The 19,792-nt window shown below is 34.1% G+C and carries 20 protein-coding genes; 13 read left to right on the plus strand and 7 right to left on the minus strand.

Features of this window, described 5'->3' with window-relative positions; all coding sequences use genetic code 11:
• The first annotated feature begins 7 nt into the window (after nt 1–7).
• From CHLWT_RS07190 to CHLWT_RS07220, 7 genes are all read left to right on the plus strand, one after another.
• The gene (locus tag CHLWT_RS07190) at nt 8–1,063 is read left to right on the plus strand and encodes a glycosyltransferase (protein ID WP_176320872.1); all 1,056 of its coding nucleotides are present in this window, start codon (nt 8–10) and stop codon (nt 1,061–1,063) included.
• Nucleotides 1,060–2,043: a glycosyltransferase gene (locus CHLWT_RS07195; protein WP_112000682.1), complete on the plus strand. Its 984-nt coding sequence runs from the start codon at nt 1,060–1,062 to the stop codon at nt 2,041–2,043. Before CHLWT_RS07190 ends, CHLWT_RS07195 begins: the two co-directional genes overlap by 4 nt.
• Nucleotides 2,040–2,819, plus strand: a complete 780-nt coding sequence (locus tag CHLWT_RS07200; RefSeq protein WP_151062143.1) for a polysaccharide deacetylase family protein — start codon at nt 2,040–2,042, stop codon at nt 2,817–2,819. The genes CHLWT_RS07195 and CHLWT_RS07200 overlap by 4 nt, the downstream gene beginning before the upstream one ends.
• A complete protein-coding gene (locus tag CHLWT_RS07205) occupies nt 2,816–3,559 on the plus strand; it encodes a glycosyltransferase family 2 protein (RefSeq protein WP_111969447.1) in 744 nt (247 codons plus the stop codon). The genes CHLWT_RS07200 and CHLWT_RS07205 overlap by 4 nt, the downstream gene beginning before the upstream one ends.
• Entirely contained in the window at nt 3,556–4,596 is a 1,041-nt protein-coding gene (locus CHLWT_RS07210; protein WP_112000570.1) for a glycosyltransferase family 4 protein, read from the plus strand. Before CHLWT_RS07205 ends, CHLWT_RS07210 begins: the two co-directional genes overlap by 4 nt.
• Nucleotides 4,597–4,737: 141 nt before the next feature.
• Nucleotides 4,738–5,052 carry a c-type cytochrome gene (locus tag CHLWT_RS07215; protein WP_112000571.1) on the plus strand — a complete coding sequence of 105 codons (315 nt, stop codon included), beginning with the start codon at nt 4,738–4,740 and terminating at the stop codon, nt 5,050–5,052.
• 137 nt (nt 5,053–5,189) lie between these two features.
• Nucleotides 5,190–5,504, plus strand: coding sequence for a c-type cytochrome (locus tag CHLWT_RS07220; RefSeq protein WP_063997815.1), 315 nt, complete (start codon nt 5,190–5,192; stop codon nt 5,502–5,504).
• 53 nt (nt 5,505–5,557) lie between these two features.
• Here CHLWT_RS07220 and ccoS read toward each other — a convergent pair whose 3' ends face one another.
• On the minus strand, nt 5,558–5,788 hold the full coding sequence (gene ccoS / locus CHLWT_RS07225; RefSeq protein ID WP_034962355.1) for a cbb3-type cytochrome oxidase assembly protein CcoS: 231 nt from the start codon (nt 5,786–5,788) through the stop codon (nt 5,558–5,560).
• A gap of 2 nt (nt 5,789–5,790) precedes the next feature.
• On the minus strand, nt 5,791–8,151 hold the full coding sequence (locus tag CHLWT_RS07230) for a heavy metal translocating P-type ATPase (RefSeq protein ID WP_112000572.1): 2,361 nt from the start codon (nt 8,149–8,151) through the stop codon (nt 5,791–5,793).
• 182 nt (nt 8,152–8,333) lie between these two features.
• On the opposite strand from CHLWT_RS07230, the gene CHLWT_RS07235 reads away from it, so the two are divergent.
• The 5 genes from CHLWT_RS07235 to CHLWT_RS07255 all read left to right on the plus strand — a co-directional run bounded on the left by CHLWT_RS07235 (nt 8,334) and on the right by CHLWT_RS07255 (nt 13,773).
• On the plus strand, nt 8,334–9,215 hold the full coding sequence (locus tag CHLWT_RS07235; protein ID WP_244948770.1) for an aldo/keto reductase: 882 nt from the start codon (nt 8,334–8,336) through the stop codon (nt 9,213–9,215).
• 180 nt (nt 9,216–9,395) lie between these two features.
• Nucleotides 9,396–10,733 (plus strand): transcription termination factor Rho, encoded by a 1,338-nt coding sequence (gene rho / locus CHLWT_RS07240; RefSeq protein WP_059425916.1) that lies wholly within the window; start codon nt 9,396–9,398, stop codon nt 10,731–10,733.
• Between the two features lie 8 nt (nt 10,734–10,741).
• Nucleotides 10,742–12,307: a DNA polymerase III subunit gamma/tau gene (locus CHLWT_RS07245; protein WP_112000573.1), complete on the plus strand. Its 1,566-nt coding sequence runs from the start codon at nt 10,742–10,744 to the stop codon at nt 12,305–12,307.
• A gap of 171 nt (nt 12,308–12,478) precedes the next feature.
• Nucleotides 12,479–13,456, plus strand: coding sequence for a permease (locus CHLWT_RS07250; RefSeq protein WP_112000574.1), 978 nt, complete (start codon nt 12,479–12,481; stop codon nt 13,454–13,456).
• A complete protein-coding gene (locus CHLWT_RS07255) occupies nt 13,444–13,773 on the plus strand; it encodes an ArsR/SmtB family transcription factor (protein WP_063997810.1) in 330 nt (109 codons plus the stop codon). Before CHLWT_RS07250 ends, CHLWT_RS07255 begins: the two co-directional genes overlap by 13 nt.
• A gap of 23 nt (nt 13,774–13,796) precedes the next feature.
• Here the strand turns inward: CHLWT_RS07255 and fabI are convergent, their stop codons facing one another.
• Genes fabI through gap form a run of 4 tightly spaced genes read right to left on the minus strand, consistent with a single transcriptional unit; the run spans nt 13,797 to nt 17,500 of the window.
• Entirely contained in the window at nt 13,797–14,621 is an 825-nt protein-coding gene (gene fabI, locus CHLWT_RS07260) for an enoyl-ACP reductase FabI (RefSeq protein WP_112000575.1), read from the minus strand.
• A gap of 2 nt (nt 14,622–14,623) precedes the next feature.
• The gene (locus CHLWT_RS07265; RefSeq protein ID WP_112000576.1) at nt 14,624–15,301 is read right to left on the minus strand and encodes a triose-phosphate isomerase; all 678 of its coding nucleotides are present in this window, start codon (nt 15,299–15,301) and stop codon (nt 14,624–14,626) included.
• Entirely contained in the window at nt 15,298–16,506 is a 1,209-nt protein-coding gene (locus CHLWT_RS07270; protein ID WP_112000577.1) for a phosphoglycerate kinase, read from the minus strand. Before CHLWT_RS07270 ends, CHLWT_RS07265 begins: the two co-directional genes overlap by 4 nt.
• Before the next feature lies 1 nt (nt 16,507).
• Nucleotides 16,508–17,500 (minus strand): type I glyceraldehyde-3-phosphate dehydrogenase, encoded by a 993-nt coding sequence (gene gap / locus CHLWT_RS07275; protein WP_112000578.1) that lies wholly within the window; start codon nt 17,498–17,500, stop codon nt 16,508–16,510.
• Between the two features lie 59 nt (nt 17,501–17,559).
• On the opposite strand from gap, the gene nadD reads away from it, so the two are divergent.
• On the plus strand, nt 17,560–18,414 hold the full coding sequence (gene nadD, locus CHLWT_RS07280) for a nicotinate (nicotinamide) nucleotide adenylyltransferase (protein WP_111969375.1): 855 nt from the start codon (nt 17,560–17,562) through the stop codon (nt 18,412–18,414).
• A 38-nt stretch (nt 18,415–18,452) separates the two neighbouring features.
• On the opposite strand, the gene CHLWT_RS07285 is transcribed toward nadD, so the two are convergent.
• Complete coding sequence (locus CHLWT_RS07285) at nt 18,453–19,478, minus strand: YeiH family protein (RefSeq protein WP_112000579.1); 1,026 nt, start codon at nt 19,476–19,478, stop codon at nt 18,453–18,455.
• Nucleotides 19,479–19,792: the final 314 nt, after the last annotated feature.

A 19,792-nucleotide genomic window follows, 5' to 3' on the forward strand; every position in this document is an offset into this window, starting at 1 on the left:
GTTTATCATGAAAAGTTTAAAAATAGTTCATTGTGCAATATTTAACGAAAAAACGAGCGGCAAAGAGTTTTACTCTCAAGACCGCAAAATCACCCATGGACTTAACCAAAATGGACATCTTGTCTATGATTTTAGTTATCGCGATGTTGAGCGAAGTATGCGAATTTTCGGTCTTAAAAAGCTCAGCACCGATAAGATGAACAAAAAACTCATTGAAATATGTAAAAATATAAAAGCCGATCTTTTACTCCTAGGTAAAGCTGAAAAAATTTATCCTAGCACACTAATATCCATCAAAAAAGCATTACCAAATATAAAAATAGCCCTATGGTATGTAGATCATTTGCAAGAAAACAGCGATTTTTTTAAAAAACTAGATTTAATAGACTGCTTCTTTCACGCAAACGCACTAAATTTAAAAGATTTGTCTAAAAAATACAAGGCTAAATTTAGCTTTTTCCCAAATATCAGCGACGATGCGTTTGATAAAAAGTTAAACATTCAAAAAACCACCGATGTGATCTATATAGCTAGAGATTACAAAGAAGATGTTAGATTTAAATTTGCTATGCTTTTAGATGAGTTTTGCAAAAAAGAGAGTATCAATCACAAAATTTACGCAAGTCTTGGAAATCCTGGCGTCTTTGGAAATGAGTTTTTTGAAGCTATAAATAGCTCAAAAATCGCAGTAAATTTTAACCGCGATGACTTGCTAGAATGCTCTAAATCAAACAAACTTTTAGGAGCAAGCGATAGAATGGCTCAATTTATGGGGGGGGGTATTTGTACATTTAGCCCATCGATAAAGGGCTTTGATAAGCTATTTCAAGATGGGGTTCATATAGTCTATTTTGATAGTCCAGATGACTGCTTTAACAAGATAAAAGAATATCTAAAAGATGATAAATTTGAAAAAATAGCACAAAATGGACATAGTAGAGCGTTAGAAATCACAAACGCTAAGCGCGTGAGTAAATTTATGTGCGAGACTATTTTTGAATGCTCTTTTAGCGAGGATTATGAATGGAGAGAATTTATGTTTAAAAATGGAGAAAAGATATGAGGATACTACATACTCTTCACTGGGTGCAGTTTGCAGGAACCGAAAAAGTATGCGTAGATCTATGCAATGAATTTTGCAAATCACACGAAGTTTTTTTAATGACAAATGATAAAATCAAAACATACACAAACGATAAAGTAAATTTAATAGCAGTAGATTTTGAAAAAAATCGTTATAATCCAATTTTCTTGTATAAAATAGCAAAAATTATCAAAGATATAAACCCAGACGTGATCCATTGTCATAACACAAAAGAGCTTGAAATAATGTATAATGCTAGAATTTTTATGAAAAAGAAAATTCCTATCGTGGCAACTAGACACAATGCAGACCTTAAAACCAAATTTTCTTATGCCGATTTAGGCGTTGGTGTTTCTAAGGAAACAATGAATTTTATGAATTCTAAAAAAAATATTCTTATAGAAAATGGAATACCATTTAAAACTCCAAAAAAAATAAATTTAGGTAATCAATTTATAATTTTAGGAGTAGGAAGATTAGCAAAAGTCAAAGGTTGGGATTTGCTAATTCAAGCCTTATCGAAAGTTAATTTTGATTTTAAATTAATTATACTTGGAGAGGGCAACCAAAAAATAGAACTTCAAAATTTATGTAACGAAACAAATATCTCTGATAAGGTCGAATTTAAGTTTGTTACAAATGTAAATGACTACATATTTTCGTCAGATTTACAAGTTATAGCATCGAAAGAAGAAGGATTATCTTTAGCATTAATTGAAGCTATTTTTTATGGAAAAATATTATTAGCCTCAAATATATCAAATCATAGTGATTTAATAGGAACAGAACTTGTTTATGATAGAGATATTAATATATTGACTAATAAATTAAATGATATTTACGAAAACTACGACAAATACAGAGAATTATTCGCAAAAGTAAAAGAAACAAAGGATAATTTTAGCATAGAAAAAATGGCAGAAAAATACATACAAGCATATGAAAGCGTGATAAAATGATCTATTCTATCTCTATACTGCTCATATTTATAGCATTTTTACTTCGTTACAATATATGGCGTATTCCTGTGAGCTACACCAAAGCTCGAATACTTATGTATCACTCTATAAGCAAACATTGTGGGGATAAATTTGATAAATGGCGAGTAGAGCCAAAGGACTTTGAGCGTCAGATCAAATGGATGAAAAATCACGGCTTTACAAGTTATAAGATAAGTGAGCTTGTAAATTCAAAAACTATTAGTAAAAAATCAGTAGCTATAACATTTGATGATGGATACGAAGATAACTTCAAAAATGCGTTTGAGATACTTAAAAAATATGGCTTCAAAGCCACCATTTATCTAGTCCCAAACCAAAACACAAACCACTGGGAAAAAGCGAACACGAATAGCGTCTCAAATATGCTTAACGCAGAGCAAATAGCGCAGATGCAAAACTCAAATTTGATCGAATTTGGATCACATACGCTAAGCCACAAAAACTTATCCACACTAGGTGAGACTGAGCTTAAAAACGAACTACAAAACTCAAAGCTAGAAGTAGAAAAGCTCACTGGGAAGACTTGCAAAGCCTTTGCGTATCCTTATGGTAAATTTAATGAAAAAATCATAACCGCCACAAAAGATGCAGGATACGAAAATGCAGTCATCGTAAAGCGTGGAGTTTTTGAATCAAGAGATGATAAATTTACTATAAAACGTATCGGAGTCTTAGGAACGGAGAGCTTTTTTGATTTTTATTTGAAATTTACTAGGATAAGGAATAAGCTATGATAAAAGCTTCAGTTTATGTCATCTGCTACAACGAAGAAAAGCACATAAGAAGAATGCTTGAAAGTGTCAAAGACTTTGATGAAATCATAGTCGTAGATAGCGGAAGTACAGATGCTACACTTGATATCGCTAAAGAATATACAAGCAAGATTTTTCATCAAGATTTTTTAGGATATGCAGGGCAAAAAGAATTTGCTAAAAATCTATGCCAAAATGAGTGGGTTTTAAATTTAGACGCAGACGAAGAACTAAGCAGTGGGCTAAAAAATGAGATAGAAGAAACTATAAAATCAAATAGCGCAGATGCTTTAGAAGTCAAAATTTCAAGTATATATTTAAATAAATTTCCACATAGTCTTTGCAAGTCTATCACACGAATAAGATTTTTCAAAAAAGAACTTGGATTTTATCCACCAAAACTGGTGCATGAAAGTATCAAATTTACAGGTAGAGTAAAAAATAGCAAACACTTCATATACGACTATGGAACAAATGATCTTAGCACACATATAAATAAAATAAATTTATACTCATCTCTAAGAGCCAAAGAAAAAGCAGAGAAAAACTCATCTATATTTAAGCTTATATTCGTATTTCCTTTGGCGTTTTTTAAATCATACATAATAAAAAGAAATTTTTTAAACGGCGCAGTAGGCTTTATATCAGCTATAAATTTAGCTTTTTACGCATTTTTAAAAGAAGCTAAATTGTATGAGATAAATTTGAAAAATAAAAAATGACAACCATAAAAAAAGTTATATTTCTAAAAAATGTATCAGATCAAGAAGCAGAAATAAAAAGATATCTAAATCATCTTAAAAATGCACTTGATAAGATCGGTATATCAAACCAGATAAAAGATATTGATGAGCAAGATAAATGTCTTAAAAACGCTATGAAATTGAGTACAAAAGTTTGCAAAACAAAAGCAAATGATGAGATATATTTTAGCTTATCAAAAATAACTTGCGCAGATATTTGTAAAGTTAGCGATGGAGTATATAAAATATACCGATTATTAAGACGATTTTGGTTTTTAAATCCTATGAGTTTTATATATGTTTATTTAGAGAAAAAATGCTTTACAAATGCCAAAAAAATCATCGTTAGCTCAAATTTAACCAAACAGCATATCATAAATACATATAAAATAGATGAAAGCAAGATAATAACCATATACAATGGTATAAACTTACCAAGCAAGATAAAAAAAGGAAGTGCAAAAATGAGACTTTGTGCTAAATTTGGTTTGGATTATGAGCTGCCCATAGTGCTATTTGTAAGTGATAAAACAGAAGGGATCAAAGAATTTTTAGAAATTTTAAGTAAATTAAATACAAAATTTAATGCTATTCTTATCAGCAATGATAAAAAATCAAATAAATTTAAAAAACTAGCAACCAAACTTGGTATAAACGCTCTTTTTATCGGCAAACAAAGGATTATTAGCGAGTTTTATGAAGGTTCTGACTTGCTGTTACTTCCTACGTACTATGAGTCATTTTCAAATGCAATCCTAGAAGCACTCAGCTATGGTTGCGTGGCGATAACGACGGCTCAAAACGGAGCTAGCGAGATACTAGAAAATGATTTTATAATGCAAAATCCAAAAGACCACAGCATAACCACATTTATCGATAAATTATTTTTAAACAATGAGTTTATGGCAAACATACAAGCAAAAAATATCGAATTTTCTAAGAATTTTAGCATCGAAAAGAGCATAGATCAAACTGCAAATCTTATAAGCCAAATCGTTTGTCAATCAGATAAATAATAAATCAAATATATTGAGATTTTTCATTAAATTTTTATGATTTATTTTTATTTATCAAAATTTAATCATATCATTTACTATTGATTTTATAAAACAAATATATAATTTTAAAATTAATTTTTTTATTTGAGGGAGATTATTATGAGAAAAATTTTATTTGTTTCTGCACTTGCTGCTTTGAGCTGTAGTATGTATGCTGCTGATGGTGCGACTATTTTTAACAAATGTAAAGCTTGTCACGGCGCAAAAGCTGAGAAAAGCTATCTAAACAAAGTTCCAGTACTTACTACAGTAGATGCTGCTGAGAGACTTGCTCTTATGAAAGAGTATAAGGCTGGCACAGTAGAAGGTGGCAAAGGTAAATTTGGAATGGGCGGTGTAATGAAAGGTCAAATGGCTCCGCTAAGCGAAGCTGATATGGTCGCAGTTAATGACTATATCTCAACTTTAAAATAATATCAAGCAGCGATTTCGCTGCTTTTTTATCCACAATCACCACAAATCTTAAGCATTTATTATACAAATTATATTAAACAAAAATTTAGCCTTTTGTCATTATAATAACGAACATTTCAATTTATTAAGGACAAAAAATGAAAAAGATTTTATTTGTTTCTGTTATAACTGCCTTTGCATGTAGTGCTTTTGCGGCTGATGGTGCTACTATTTTCAAAAAATGTGCAGTTTGCCACGGCGCAAAAGCTGAGAAAAAATACCTAAATAAAGTTCCAGTACTTACTGAGATAGATGCTGCAACACGTCTAGCAGATATGAAAGCATACAAAGACGGAACATTAAATGGCGGTAAAGGTAAAGTTGGTATGGGCGGAATCATGAAAGGTCAAATGGCTCCACTAAGCGAAGCTGATATGGTCGCAGTTAATGACTATATCTCAACTTTAAAATAAGCTTTTAGTCAAATTTGCACCTTAAATTTATCAAATTTGGGTGCAAATTTACTTTAATCAGGTGGGCGATAACCGCTTTCTTTTTTCTTTTTTATAAGCTCTTCTTTTCTTTTTTCCATCTTATATGCATCATTGAGTGAATCCTCGCTATCATACTTTGTACCATCTAAAAATTTGGAATAATCATCAAATTGTCTATTTTTCACACCCCAAATTAGCCCAAAAAGAGCCAAAGCTCCAAGAAATGTAGAAATTCCAAGCATTATAGCTATGATCGCTCCCATATTTAACCTTTAAATTTGATCTTAGATGAGTTTAAAACAACTATTACCGAGCTAAAAGACATAGAAAGTGCAGCAAATAGCGGTATGATGAACCCTGCCATAGCTAGAGGCACGGTTATAGCGTTATAAATAAGCGAAAAAGCGAGATTTTGTTTAATAGCTTTAAATGTATATCTAGAGATATCTATGGCATCTTTTAGGCTACTTAGATTATCATTTAGCAAGATAACATCGCTTTTTTCTACGCTGATAGCAGCGCCACTTCCAAGGCATATACCCACACTTGCCAGGCTCAGCGCAACGCTGTCATTTATACCATCTCCTACCATAACAGTAGGCATATTTAAATTTAACTCTTTTATGATAGCAGATTTTCTAATAGGATCAACTCCAGCATAAAACTCATCTATACCAAGTGTTTTAGCTACTTTTTTAGCTACTTTTTTATCATCTCCAGTCAGCATAACGACCTTAAAACCGCTATCTATCAGCTTTGTTATAACATCTTTTGCATCACTTTTTAGCTCATCTTCTAGCTCAAACAAAGCAACCACTCTACCATTTATCGCAAAACAATAATTCGCATCACTAAAATCTGCATAAATTCCAAGCTCACGCATAAACTCACTACTTCCACCAACTAAGCTAATACCATTAAATTTAGCTTTTACTCCACGAGCCAATACATTTTGCACCTCTTGTAAAGGGTAAATTTTCCCTTCTAATGAGCTTTTAAGTGCAACGCTTACTGGATGAGTAGAGACACTAAGCAAAGAATAAAGCAAATTTTCATCAAATTCTTCAAATTTAGTAGCTTTTACCAAAGTCAGTTTGGCTTTGGTAAGAGTGCCAGTTTTATCAAAAACTATACATTTGCACTTTGCTAAACTCTCTAATATCCTTGCTTCTTTAAATATCACACCTTTTTTCAAGCTCACCCCAAGACCTATCAAGCTAGCTACTGGCGTAGCTAAGCTAAGAGCACAAGGACAAGCGATGATTATAACAGAAACAGCGATGATTACTGCATTTGACACACTAGAGTTAAAGCTCCAAAATATAAATGTAAGCATTCCTAAAAGCAAAATTACAATAGAAAATTTACCCGAAATTTGATTTGCAAACTCTTCGATGCGTGGCTTTTTAAAACTTGCATTTTCAAGCAAAGAGATGATTTTACTAAGCATAGAACTTTCAAAAGTTTTCTTTGCTTCATACTCCAAAGCTCCATCTACACATATCGCCCCGCTTATTATCTCATCACCACTTTTTAAAAGCACAGGTAAGCTCTCACCACTCAAACTCGAATAATCAAAGCTCCCAACTCCACTTTTTACAACACCATCTATCTGAACTCTTTCTGACTGACGCAAAGCTAAGATATCGCCTATTTTTACATCATTGACGCTTTTTAGTTCATAATCATCACCATTTTTCACGCTAACTTCACTAACTAGCATACCGCTTAAACTATCTAAGTTATCAATAGCTCTTTTCTTGCTTATAACCTCTAAAAATTTCCCTATAAACACAAAGGTGATTATCATCGCTACACTATCAAAATATACTTCGCCACTGCGTGAAAGCATCGCATAAACTGAGTAAAAATACGCCATGCTAGCCCCGACAGCTACACTTAAATCCATACCTACTCTTTTGTTTTTCAGTCCCAAATAAGCAGATTTAAAAAACTCGCTACCGGTATAAAAAAGCACAGGGCTAGAAAGAACAAACTCAGCAAAATGCAAGATGTCTTTTATCTCACTACTCATTCCGCTAAAATATCCAGAGTAAAGTGCTACTGCGATCCACATTATATTCATCGTGCAAAAAAGCCCAGTAAGCATTTTTGCATAAAATTCCCTTCTTTTTTGCGAAGCTCTTGCCTCTGCTTTGTTTGGGTCATAAGGCACAGGATTGTAGCCAATAGCCATAATCATATTTAAAATTTCAGGCAATTTTACTATGCTATCGTCCCATTTTATGTGAGCCTTATTTGATGCGGTATTTATTTCTATTTCGACTATGCCATTTAAATTTGATAAAACTTTTTCATTTAGCCATACGCAAGCTGAGCAGTGAATTCCTTCTATGATAAGATAAATTTCGCAAAAGCCGTTGCTATTTTTAACATAATTTTTGTAAAAACTTTTACTAGACTCATCTTTAAACTCTTCTACTTTTTTTGCTTTTATATGCGTCTGTTTTCCAAGCCTATCGTAAAACTCATCAAGCCCATTTGAACTCAAAAAAGCAAATACATTTTTACAACCATTACAGCAAAATTCATTGCCATTTTCGTCTAAAATCGCACCACTAGTATCAAACTCGCTTTTACAATGCAGACATTTAAATTTACCCATAAAGATCCATATTTTAAATTTAGATAATTATATAAAAATATCGCTTAAGGTATAAAATAATCTGTTTTATTTTTGTCACAAATAAATTTAAAAAACGATTTTTATAGGATAAGGCAAGGGATCTGGAGTATCGTTCTACTTTTATTTTTTACTTTTATTGTATAATAAACAAGGGGTGCAAAATGCAAACAAGAAGAGAATTTATATCAAATTTAGTCAAATTTAGCGGAGGATTAGCGCTTATGAACTCAAATTTATTTGCTACAAACAAACCACAAATTCCAAGCGTAAATTTAAACAATGGCGTAAAAATGCCTATTTTAGGCTATGGGACATATGATTTAAGCGATACTACCAAATGCGTTTTAGACGCGCTAAGCGTAGGATATAGGCTTATAGACACAGCCCAAATGTATGGCAATGAAGGAGAGGTAGGAGAAGCTTTGCGCATAAGCAAAGTGCCATTACAAGAGCTCTTCATCACTACAAAACTATCACAAAATATGAGCTATAAAGAGACTTTAAAGTCCATAAATGTAGCCCTTAAAAAGCTTAAGCTCGAGTATATAGACCTACTTCTTATACACGGGGCATATTCTAGCTCAAAACAGATGTATAAAGCTATGGAAGAGCTCTATGAAAACGGCATTTTGAGGGCTATCGGGATTTCAAATTTTACCACTAAAAAATATGTTGATTTTGTAAAAGATGTCAAAATAACGCCTATGATAAACCAAATGGAAACTCATGTGTTTTTTATGCAAAAAGAGCTAAGAGCAGTCATGAAAGATACGCGTTTAGAGGCCTGGAGTCCTTTTGCAAACGGCAAAAACGGGTATTTTTCAAATCTTGTTTTAGACAAAATTGCTAAAAAACATGGTAAAACTATAGCACAAATCGGGCTTAGATACTTGATACAAAACGGCATCATCGCTATCCCAAAAACCAGCAAAAAAAGCAGAATGATAGAAAATATAGATATTTTTGATTTTAGTCTTGATGATGAAGATTTAACTAAAATTTCACACTTAGATACAAACAAATCATTATTTGGATGGTACTAAATCAAAAAATAATTCAGCCGAACTTGTCTTGATTATTAAAATTTAAAATACGGCGTTAATCTGATGATATTAAGGCATCAATCTTGACAAGTTTATATTTTTTGTATAAAATCTCAACTTCAAAACTACATATTTTATTCATTGTGACTGCATATTATCACAAAAATTTAAAGAGGTTTAATGGAAAATAAAGACAATGTCAAAGAGCAATCCTACAACGCAGGGAACAATAAAAAGCAACATTCGCGTACTCACATTCCAGTTGATGGATACAAAATCGAAGAATTAAGACAACTCGACCTTAACAACCTAGTAGCCATAGCAGACGAAGTAGGAGTGGAAAATCCACGCGAATTTCGCCGTCAAGAGCTTGTATTTGAGATACTAAAAGCACAAACAAAACAAGGTGGTTTTATACTATTTACAGGTATTTTAGAAATAGTTCCAGACGGATATGGATTTTTAAGGGCAACAGATGCAAATTTAAGCGACTCGGCAAATGACACATACGTAAGTCTTAGCCAAATCAAAAAATTTGCTCTTCGTGTCGGAGATATCATAACAGGACAAGTTAGAGAGCCAAGAGAACAGGAAAAATATTACGCTCTTTTAAAAATAGAAGCTATAAATTATAAATCTATTCAAGAAGCCAAAGAAAGACCGCTATTTGACAACCTAACACCGATTTTTCCAACTCAAAAATTGAAATTAGAATATGATCCTATGAAGCTAACTGGACGCGTTTTAGACCTTTTTACGCCGATAGGAAAAGGACAGCGCGGACTCATAGTCGCTCCTCCAAGAACAGGTAAAACCGAACTTATGAAAGAACTAGCTCACGGGATAGCTAGAAATCATCCAGAAGTTGAGCTCATAGTTCTTCTTATAGATGAGCGTCCAGAAGAAGTTACTGATATGGAACGCTCAGTTAGAGGAGAGGTATTTAGCTCGACTTTTGACTTGCCTGCGCTAAATCACGTAAGGGTAGCTGAGCTTGTTATAGAAAAAGCAAAACGTTTAGTAGAAATGGGTAAAGATGTAGTAATCTTGCTTGATAGTATCACTCGTTTGGCTCGTGCTTATAACACTGCAACTCCAAGTAGTGGTAAAGTATTAAGTGGTGGCGTAGATGCAAACGCTTTACATAAACCAAAAAGATTTTTCGGTGCAGCAAGAAATATAGAAAATGGAGGAAGCCTAACCATAGTCGCAACAGCTCTAATAGACACCGGCTCACGTATGGATGACGTGATATTTGAAGAGTTTAAGGGTACTGGAAATAGCGAGATAGTATTAGATAGGAACATCAGCGATAGGAGAATTTATCCAGCTATCAACATCTTAAAATCAGGTACTAGAAAAGACGAACTTCTTCAAGGTCCAGACAAATTAGGCAAAATTTGGGCTATAAGAAATATCATAGCAACAATGGAAGATGTAGAAGCGCTCAAATTCTTATACTCAAAAATGCTTAAAACCGCTAGCAACGAAGAGCTTCTTGGAAGTATGAACGATTAGGAAAAAGTTTGAAAGCACTAGCCCTAAAATACCGCCCAAAGAGCTTTGATGAGCTTATCGGTCAAGACGTTGTAGCTAATAGCTTATCTCACGCACTTGACTCTAGCAGACTTGGTCATGCGTATCTTTTTTCAGGATTAAGGGGAAGTGGTAAAACAAGCAGTGCTAGGATATTTGCCAAAGCTTTGCTTTGTGAAAAAGGTATCAGCTCGCATCCTTGTGAGGTTTGTGCAAACTGTATTATGGCAAACGAAGGACGCCACCTAGACATCATCGAGATGGACGCCGCTAGCCACAGAAAAATCGATGATATAAGAGAACTCATCGAACATACAAAATACTCTCCATCAAGTGCTAGATTTAAGATATTTATCATCGACGAAGTTCATATGCTCACAAAAGAAGCATTTAATGCTTTACTAAAAACACTTGAAGAGCCGCCAGAATACATAAAGTTTATACTAGCAACCACCGATCCGCTTAAACTTCCAGCCACGATACTCTCACGCACACAGCACTTTAGATTTAAACCGATATCAAAGTCAAATATACTAAAACATCTTGAGTTTATACTAAACAAAGAAGGTATAAAATACGAACAAAAAGCACTTGAGATACTCTCAAGAAGTGGATCTGGAAGCCTTAGAGATACTCTGACTTTACTTGATCAAGCCATTATATTCTCTCACGAATTCGTTAGTCAAAAATCGGTCGCAGATATGCTTGGACTTCTTGATCCACAAAAGATAGAAGAGATCCTTGAAGTAGTAGTAAGCAGAGATAAAAACGCTCTTTTAAATTTATTAAAAGAACTTAGCCGAAGCGACGCAGAGTTGATCATCGACGAGCTCATTATAAATTTAAAAGATAAATTTATAAATCAAAACTCAAAGTTTTCTATACTTATTTTTGAGCGATTTTTTAGGATATTGTCTGAAACAAAAAATATGCTAGGTCAAGGTAGCGATCCTGAGTTTGCCTTGTATTTAGCGCTTTTTATGATGCTTGAAGCTTTTAATCTAACTAGCATAGATGATGCTATAAAAGAGCTCAAAGAAAGCAAACTAGAGATTGTGCAAACAAGCATACCAGAGCAAATGCAGACAAAGAAAATTCAAACTCCTTATCAAGACTTTTTAAATCAAATTTACGATAGAGATTTTGATCTTGGAAGTTGCTTTGATGAGTGCGTGAAATTTGTCGAATTTAAAAATAATATTTTGATACTAAACTCAAGCGCAAGCGGTAAAAATCAAGAAATTCTTAGAAGGTCATCTGCTATCATAATGGAAATACTGCGCAAATGCTTTGGAGATGGTGCAAAAATAGAGATAAAAAAGGTAGAAGATGAGCAAAAAGAGAACAAAGCAGTTCAAAAACTTTTAGAAAGCGAGCTACCAAAAGCCCTAGATAAAAATTTGGCTATAGAACAATCTCAAAAAGTTGAGACAAAACTCAACATGTCAGTCTTCACAAAAAAAGACGAAGATCCACTTCTAGCACAACTCAACTCAAATGCAAAAGAGCTAAAAAGACTATTTGGCGAACCTGAGATTTTAAAAGATAATGGTTAGATAAATGACGCCCTAATTAGGATACTCCAACTTCCCAAATTTAGTTATTTCTATTTTAATCCAAATTTAATTAAATTTTAATTCAAAAGAAAATTATAATATATCAATATATCTTAATATATTATAATTTTTATGATATGATTACAAAAAATCGATTCTACAAGGAAAAAAATGTTAGAAAAACTTCTTGAAATTTTTAAAATTTTTATATTTTATTTTGTTGAGATTTCTGTTTTATTTATCGCGATTGCTTTTATAGTAGCACTATTAAATCAGAAATTTTCTAAGAAAATGGAGAGATATCTCAGTGCAAACTCTCTTTTGAGCTATATCAAAGCTATGTTTTTAGGAGCTTTAACACCATTTTGTTCTTGTTCTACCATACCTTTGTTAAGCGGTTTGCTAAAATCAGGGGTAAGCTTTGGAGTGAGCGTGGCTTATCTTTTGGTCTCGCCACTTGTAAATCCGATAATCATCGCTATGCTAGTTATATCATTTGGTTTAAAACTTAGCTTATTTTATATATTATTTATTTTCGTTTTTGTTTTTATATTTTCTTTGAGTATTTCTAAATTTGACTCGGATAAATTTTTAAACAATGATTTTATCAAAGAAAAACAAAATACCGCACCAAAATATCACAATATAAGCAAACAAAACTGCTGTCAAACTAAAATAATAAATTTCAGTACTCAAAAACAGAGTTTGAATTCAAATTCGCAAACGAAAAGTAGCTATAAAGATTTATTTTTAAAAGTACTGAAAGATTATAAGAAAATCCTTCCGTATATCGTCATAGGTATGGGCATCGGAGCTCTTATCCACGGTTTTGTGCCAAAAGAATTTTTACAAACTTATCTACAAGAATTCGAGATCTTTAGTGTCGTAATAGCTGCTTTTGTCGGAGTTTTGCTTTATATCAGAGTCGAAGCCATCATCCCTATAGGTCTATCTTTGATGGATTGTGGCGTATCTTTAGGAGCAGTGATGAGTTTTTTAATATCTGGGGGAGGCTGTTCTTTGCCAGAGCTTATCTTACTAAAACGCATTTTTAAAATGAATTTCTTGTTGATATTTATCTCGTGTGTGCTTTTTATCGCTATAATATTTGGAGTATTAATAGATATAGGAATAAAATGGAAAATTTAGATGATTTTTTAAAAATTACCGGGGCTTTGAATGATGAAAGTAGAGTAAAAATTCTAGCTTTTTTACAAAAATACGGTACTCTTTGCGTATGCGATCTACAGAATTCTTTGCAAATGATACAATCTCGCCTTTCAAGACACTTAAAAATCCTAAAAGACGCCGGCTTTTTAAGTGTTGAGAGAAAAGGCGTATGGGCTTACTATGGACTTAATGAAAATATGAACTCACACTGCAAAAATGCTTTAAAAGAAATTCGTGATATAGAGCTAAGCTTACCACAGCTAAATAGAGTTTCTATAGAAGAAAAGTGTTTTTAAAATAAAAAACACTTTTATCAAATTTACTCTTTAAATTTATCCCACGCAAGAATGGTGGTGCCGTTCTCGCCTACTACGGCGTCGCCCATTCCCATTATGTTGTATCCAGCATCGACATAATGAACTTCGCCAGTTACGCCACTAGAAAGATCGCTTAAAAGATACATTCCGCTTTTACCCACATCTTCTATGCTGACATTTCTTTTTAATGGGGCGTTACACTCATTCCAGTGTAAAATCATCTTAAAATCGCCAATTCCACTTGCTGCTAAGGTTTTAATCGGCCCTGCTGAGATAGCATTTACTCTAATATTTTTAGCTCCAAGGTCATGAGCTAGGTAGCGAACTGAGCTCTCAAGAGCCGCTTTAGCTACGCCCATTACATTATAATGTGGGACAAATTTAGCTCCGCCAAGATAGCTTAAAGTCAAAATCGCCCCACCGCTTTTAAGCACAGGCAAAACAGCCCTAGTAAGGCTTATAAGCGAATATACGCTAGTATCCATGGCTATATCGAAAGCCTCTTTTGTAGTATTAATAAATTCACCCTCTAAAGCCTCTTTAGGTGCAAATGCCACCGCATGAACGACAAAATCAATCTGACCAAAATCAGCTTTTATCTTATCAGCCAAAGAGTCAAGATGGGATTGATTATTTACATCTAGCTCATATATAAAATGGCTTTCAAGTTCAGCTGCGATAGGCTCAACACGCTTTTTGATAGCATCATTTAAAAATGTAAAAGCCAAATCCGCCCCTTGGTCTTTACACGCTTTTGCGATACCATAGGCTATACTCATCTTATTTGCTACGCCGACTATTAATCCCTTTTTGCCTTCTAATATCATTTTTATCCTTTATTGATAATCTCTAAAAATTTCTTAGCGTCCCAGCTAGCAGTCCCTACAAGCACACCATCGCACGATTTTATCGCTTTTATCTCATCTATATTTGTGATATTTACACTACCGCCATATAGTAGTGAGGCAGTTGTTTTAGTAGATATAAAATCCAAAATTTCAGCTATGAACTCAGCCTTAGCGCTCTTGCCAGTGCCAATAGCCCAGATCGGCTCATAAGCTATCACTAGATTTTCGTAATTTAAATTTATATTTGATAATTGATCGCTTAAAAACTCTTTGGTGCTACCATTCATGTGAGTTATATCATCTTCGCCGATGCAGTAGATGATATCCCAGCCTTTGCTTTGAGCATAGTCAAATTTCGCTCTTAAAAACGGCTCATCTTCGCCTAGGGCTCTCCTCTCGCTATGACCTATCATAACCATTGTGATATCAAGCTCATCTAGCATATCGCTACCGATTTCACCGGTAAATGAGCCATTAGGTGCGGGGTAGAAGTTTTGTGCGCCTTGGGTGAATTTAAATTTATTTTGAGTTAGAGCTGTAAATGGTGGAAAGACAATCACACTATCGCTATTAGAGCTTAGGGCATTGCTAAGCTCATTAGCGTAGATTTCGTAGCTTTTTTTGGTGTGATTGCATTTTAAATTTGCAGCGTAAATCATATATCATCTTCTCTTAAAAGCACTCTAACTCCAGGTAGCTCCTTGCCCTCTATAAGCTCCAAGCTAGCACCACCGCCTGTTGAGATAAAGGTCATCTCATCAGTATCCCCAGCTCTCTCAACTACATCAGCAGTATCGCCGCCACCAACCACAGTAGTAGCAAAGCTCTCGCCAATAGCGTGGCTCATTTTTATGCTACCTTTGCTGAATTTATCCATCTCAAAAACCCCCATAGGGCCATTCCACCAAATGGTTTGAGCATCGGCAATCGCCTCTTTAAATAGCTTCACACTAGCTGGGCCGATATCTAGCCCCATCCAGCCATTTGGGATCTCTTGAACAGGAACATACTTGATCGCACTATCATTGCTAAAACTTTGAGCCGCTACGACATCAACAGGCAGATAAATTTTCACGCCTAGCTCACGGCCTTTTTTAAGAATGTTTGATGCTTCTTCGACTAACTCTTCTTCTAAAAGGGAATTTCCGATATTTTCACCAAGAGCTTTTAAAAATGTAAATGCCATACCGCCACCGATGATTAATTTATCAATGCGTGGCAAAAGGTTGGTTAGGGCTTGTAGCTTACCGCTTACTTTAGATCCGCCCGTTACTGCGACAAATGGCCGACTTGGATGGCGGATTAGATTTTGACCAAATTCAATCTCTTTAATCAGCAAAAATCCAGCAGCCTTATGCTCGCTATCGTAGCATTGAGTTATAGCATGGACGCTAGAGTGAGCTCTATGACATACGCCAAAAGCGTCATTGACATAGTAATCAGCAAATTCGCTAAGAGATTTAGCTAAGTTTATATCATCTTTTGTCTCGCCCTTTTCAAAGCGTAAATTTTCTAATAACAAAATCTCACCAGATTGTAATTTTTCTACCTTCTCTTTAGCATCATAACCGACTACATCGTGAGCAAATTTAATCTCTCTATCCATCAATCTACCTAGTCTTTTTGCTATAGGAAGAAGTGAATATTTATCTTCGTAGCCATTTTTTGGGCGACCTAAGTGGCTAGCTAAGATAACAGAGCAACCCTGATCTAAAATATATCTGATAGTTGGGATAACTGAGCGGATTCTTCTATCATCTGTGATATTATTAAATTCATCCATAGGTGTGTTAAAATCGCACCTTACAAGAACCTTGCTACCACTTTTAAATTCAATATCTTTTATAGAAATAATCTCACTCATATCACTTCTCGCTTATAAATTTAGCCATTTCAACTAAGCGATTGCTATAGCCCCACTCATTGTCATACCACGCCATTACCTTAATCATATCACCGCAAATTACTTGAGTTAGATCGGCTGCTACTATGCTTGAGTAGCTTGAAGTGATAAAATCGCTACTAACTCTCTCATCAAAATCCACAGCCATAATGCCCTTTAGACTTGTCTTACTAGCATTTACAAAAGCAGCGTTTAGCTCTTCTTTGCTCACACTTTTACCCAAAACCGCAGTAAGATCAACCATAGAAACATTTGGCACAGGAACTCTGACGCTTTGTCCGTGTAGTTTGCCATCTAGGCTAGGCATTACTAATTTCATAGCTTTTGCTGCACCTGTGCTAGTAGGTATTATATTTGCCGCAGCTGCTCTAGAACGCCTAAAATCACGGCATTTGACATCTACTAGGCTTTGACCATTTGTGTAGGCGTGAATGGTAGTCATTAGACCTTTTTTTATACCATAAAGATCTTCTAATACTCTAGTAACAGGACCTAGGCAGTTGGTGGTACAACTTGCGTTGGAGATGATTGTTTGACCTTCGTATTTATCTGAATTTACACCTAAAACAAAGGTTGGAGTGTCATCTTTTGCAGGAGCACTCATAACTACTTTTTTAGCACCTTGTTTTAGATATGCTTCACATTTTTCAGTTGTGAGAAATTTACCTGTACATTCTAAAACAACGTCGATACCATCTAGATCTAAACTCTCAATCTCACGAGTAGAATAAACCCTAATCTTTTTGCCATTTACTTCGATATAATCATCATCTACAACATTTACTTCTTTATCAAATTCACCATGAACGGTATCGTATTTCAGTAGATATCTAGTCATCTTTCGCTCAGCGGTATCGTTTATAACAGCAAGTTCATATTCAGGATTATTTAATATAATCCTAGCAGCACATCTACCGATTCTTCCAAAACCATTGATTGCAATTTTAAGCGCCATTTTATTCCTTTTTTGGGTATAATTAGGGCTTATTTTACTAAAAAAAAGGTTAAAAAAAATTGAATATAGCTATTTTTGGCGGAAGTTTTGATCCTCCTCATAACGGTCATAATGCAATAGTAAAAACCGCTTTGCTGGTTTTAGATATAGATAAGCTCATAATTGTCCCAACATTTTTAAATCCATTTAAATCTAAATTTAATACAGATCCAAAAAAACGCCTTGTTTGGTGCGAAACTCTTTGGGGAAATTTAAAAAAAGTAGAGATCAGTAAGTTTGAAATAGAGCAAAATAGAGCCGTTCCTAGCCTAGAAAGCGTTCTACATTTTAAAAAAATTTATAATCCATCTATAATCTATCTCATCATCGGTGCAGATCAGCTTAAAAATTTAGAAAAATGGTATAAATTTAATATTTTAAACACCTTAGTAAAATTTGTAGTCGCTTCAAGAGATGATATTTATGTACCGCCAAATTTGCAAAAACTAAATTTAAATGTTAAAATCTCATCGACAAAAGTCAGAGACGAGCTTGACTTTTCTAATGTTCCAGAACTTATACGCAGGGACGTTATCAAATTTTACGAGGAAAAACAGATGCAAGATAGAATAAATAGGATCACAAAACTACTTGATGAAAAAAAAGCTGAAAATATCGAAGTTGTAGATATGAGTGGTCTTGAGTATTTAGCTAAATTCGTCATCATAGCCACGACTCTTACTGGTCGCCATGCTTACGCGCTTTTAGACGATTTAAAAACTGAACTTAAGCCAAATGGTGAAGAATTTCTAGGCGTTGAGAGTAGCGATGACTGGACAGTGATCGATCTAGGCGATATTATGATTCATCTTATGAGTGAAACTTACAGAGCAAAATACAATATAGAAGAATTTTTAAAGACCCTTAAAAAATAAATTTGAGCCTTTTAAATTCTTCTATTTTAAAAGGCTTATCAAATAAAACTTTTAGCCAAAATAAATCCTAAAAACATCAACCAAAAAAACAAAATAGTAGCCAATATAAAAGGTATTTTTCCAGCACTTTTTAAAGCGTTTTTCGTGATAGTAAGCCCAAGAGCTCCCATCGCCACGCATAGCATAAAAGTATCAGATAAATTTATCAATGGCATCAGCGTATCTCTAGGAAAAAATGGTAATGAGCCGACCATTAAAGCCACTATAAACCAAACTGCGAAGTAAGGGAAAGACCCTTTTTTATCACCTTTTTTCTTTTCGCATAAAAAATATAAGCTAAACACGCTTAACAAGATCAAAAATGGCACTAGCATCAAAACTCTAAGCATCTTAACAATGACAGCAACTCTAGCGCCGTCTTCTCCTATGGCATTTCCCGCTGCTAGAGCGTGAGCTACTTCGTGCAAGCTAACTCCGCTCATAAACCCTGCTTCTAGCTCACTAAGTCCGCTAAAACCAAGATTGTAGATCAAAGGATATAGAAACATTCCCAAACTTCCAAAGACGACAACAGTGCAAATCGCCACGGCGACTCTGTTTGAATCAGCGTTTGCTACACTATTTGTAGCCAAGACAGCCGCAGCGCCACATATGCTAGAGCCTGAGCTAATAAGAACTGCCGATTTTTTATCAAGCCCAAGTTTTATGCCTATAAAATACCCAAGTAAAAATGTACTAAAAACAATGATCGCGGCAGAGACAACACCGCCAAACCCTACGCTTAAAGCTTCATTCATAGTAATACGAAAGCCGTAAAATATAACGCCAAGTCTTAAAATTTGCTTCGTACAAACAGCTAAAACTCCTGTTTTACTCACAAGAGTGACTAAAGAATGAGCGGTATTTCCAAAAAAAGCACCCAAAACTACAGCTATGATGAGTGCTGATATACCAAGTTTTGCAAATAGTTCTGTTAGTGAAAGACTATAAGCACAAACTCCAAGTATCATCATAAAAATCCAAGCTTTTACCCGTCTTTTGGTATAAATATCTTTATGAGTCATATTTTTCCCTTTTTTATGAATTATACTAAAAATGGCTTTAATATATATTTTTTATATGGATAAATAATAGATAGAACACTTCTTAAGGCTATGTTGGCTAAAAAATGTAAGCATAGGTGCAAAGGAATTCTTTCAAACTCCATAAAAGAGCTAGAAAAATCGTTAAACGGGCTACTTTTTGATAGAAATCTCATCTTAAATCAAAAAAGGTAAAGCATTTCTCAAAATGATAACGCTGATATAACTCTCTTAAAGAAGCAAGGCTTAAAATGCAAAGCAGATCTATTTTAAATTTAAATATTTTATCCAGCCAA

The organism is Campylobacter hyointestinalis subsp. lawsonii (genome assembly GCF_013372165.1).
Taxonomy (GTDB): Bacteria; Campylobacterota; Campylobacteria; order Campylobacterales; family Campylobacteraceae; genus Campylobacter; species Campylobacter lawsonii.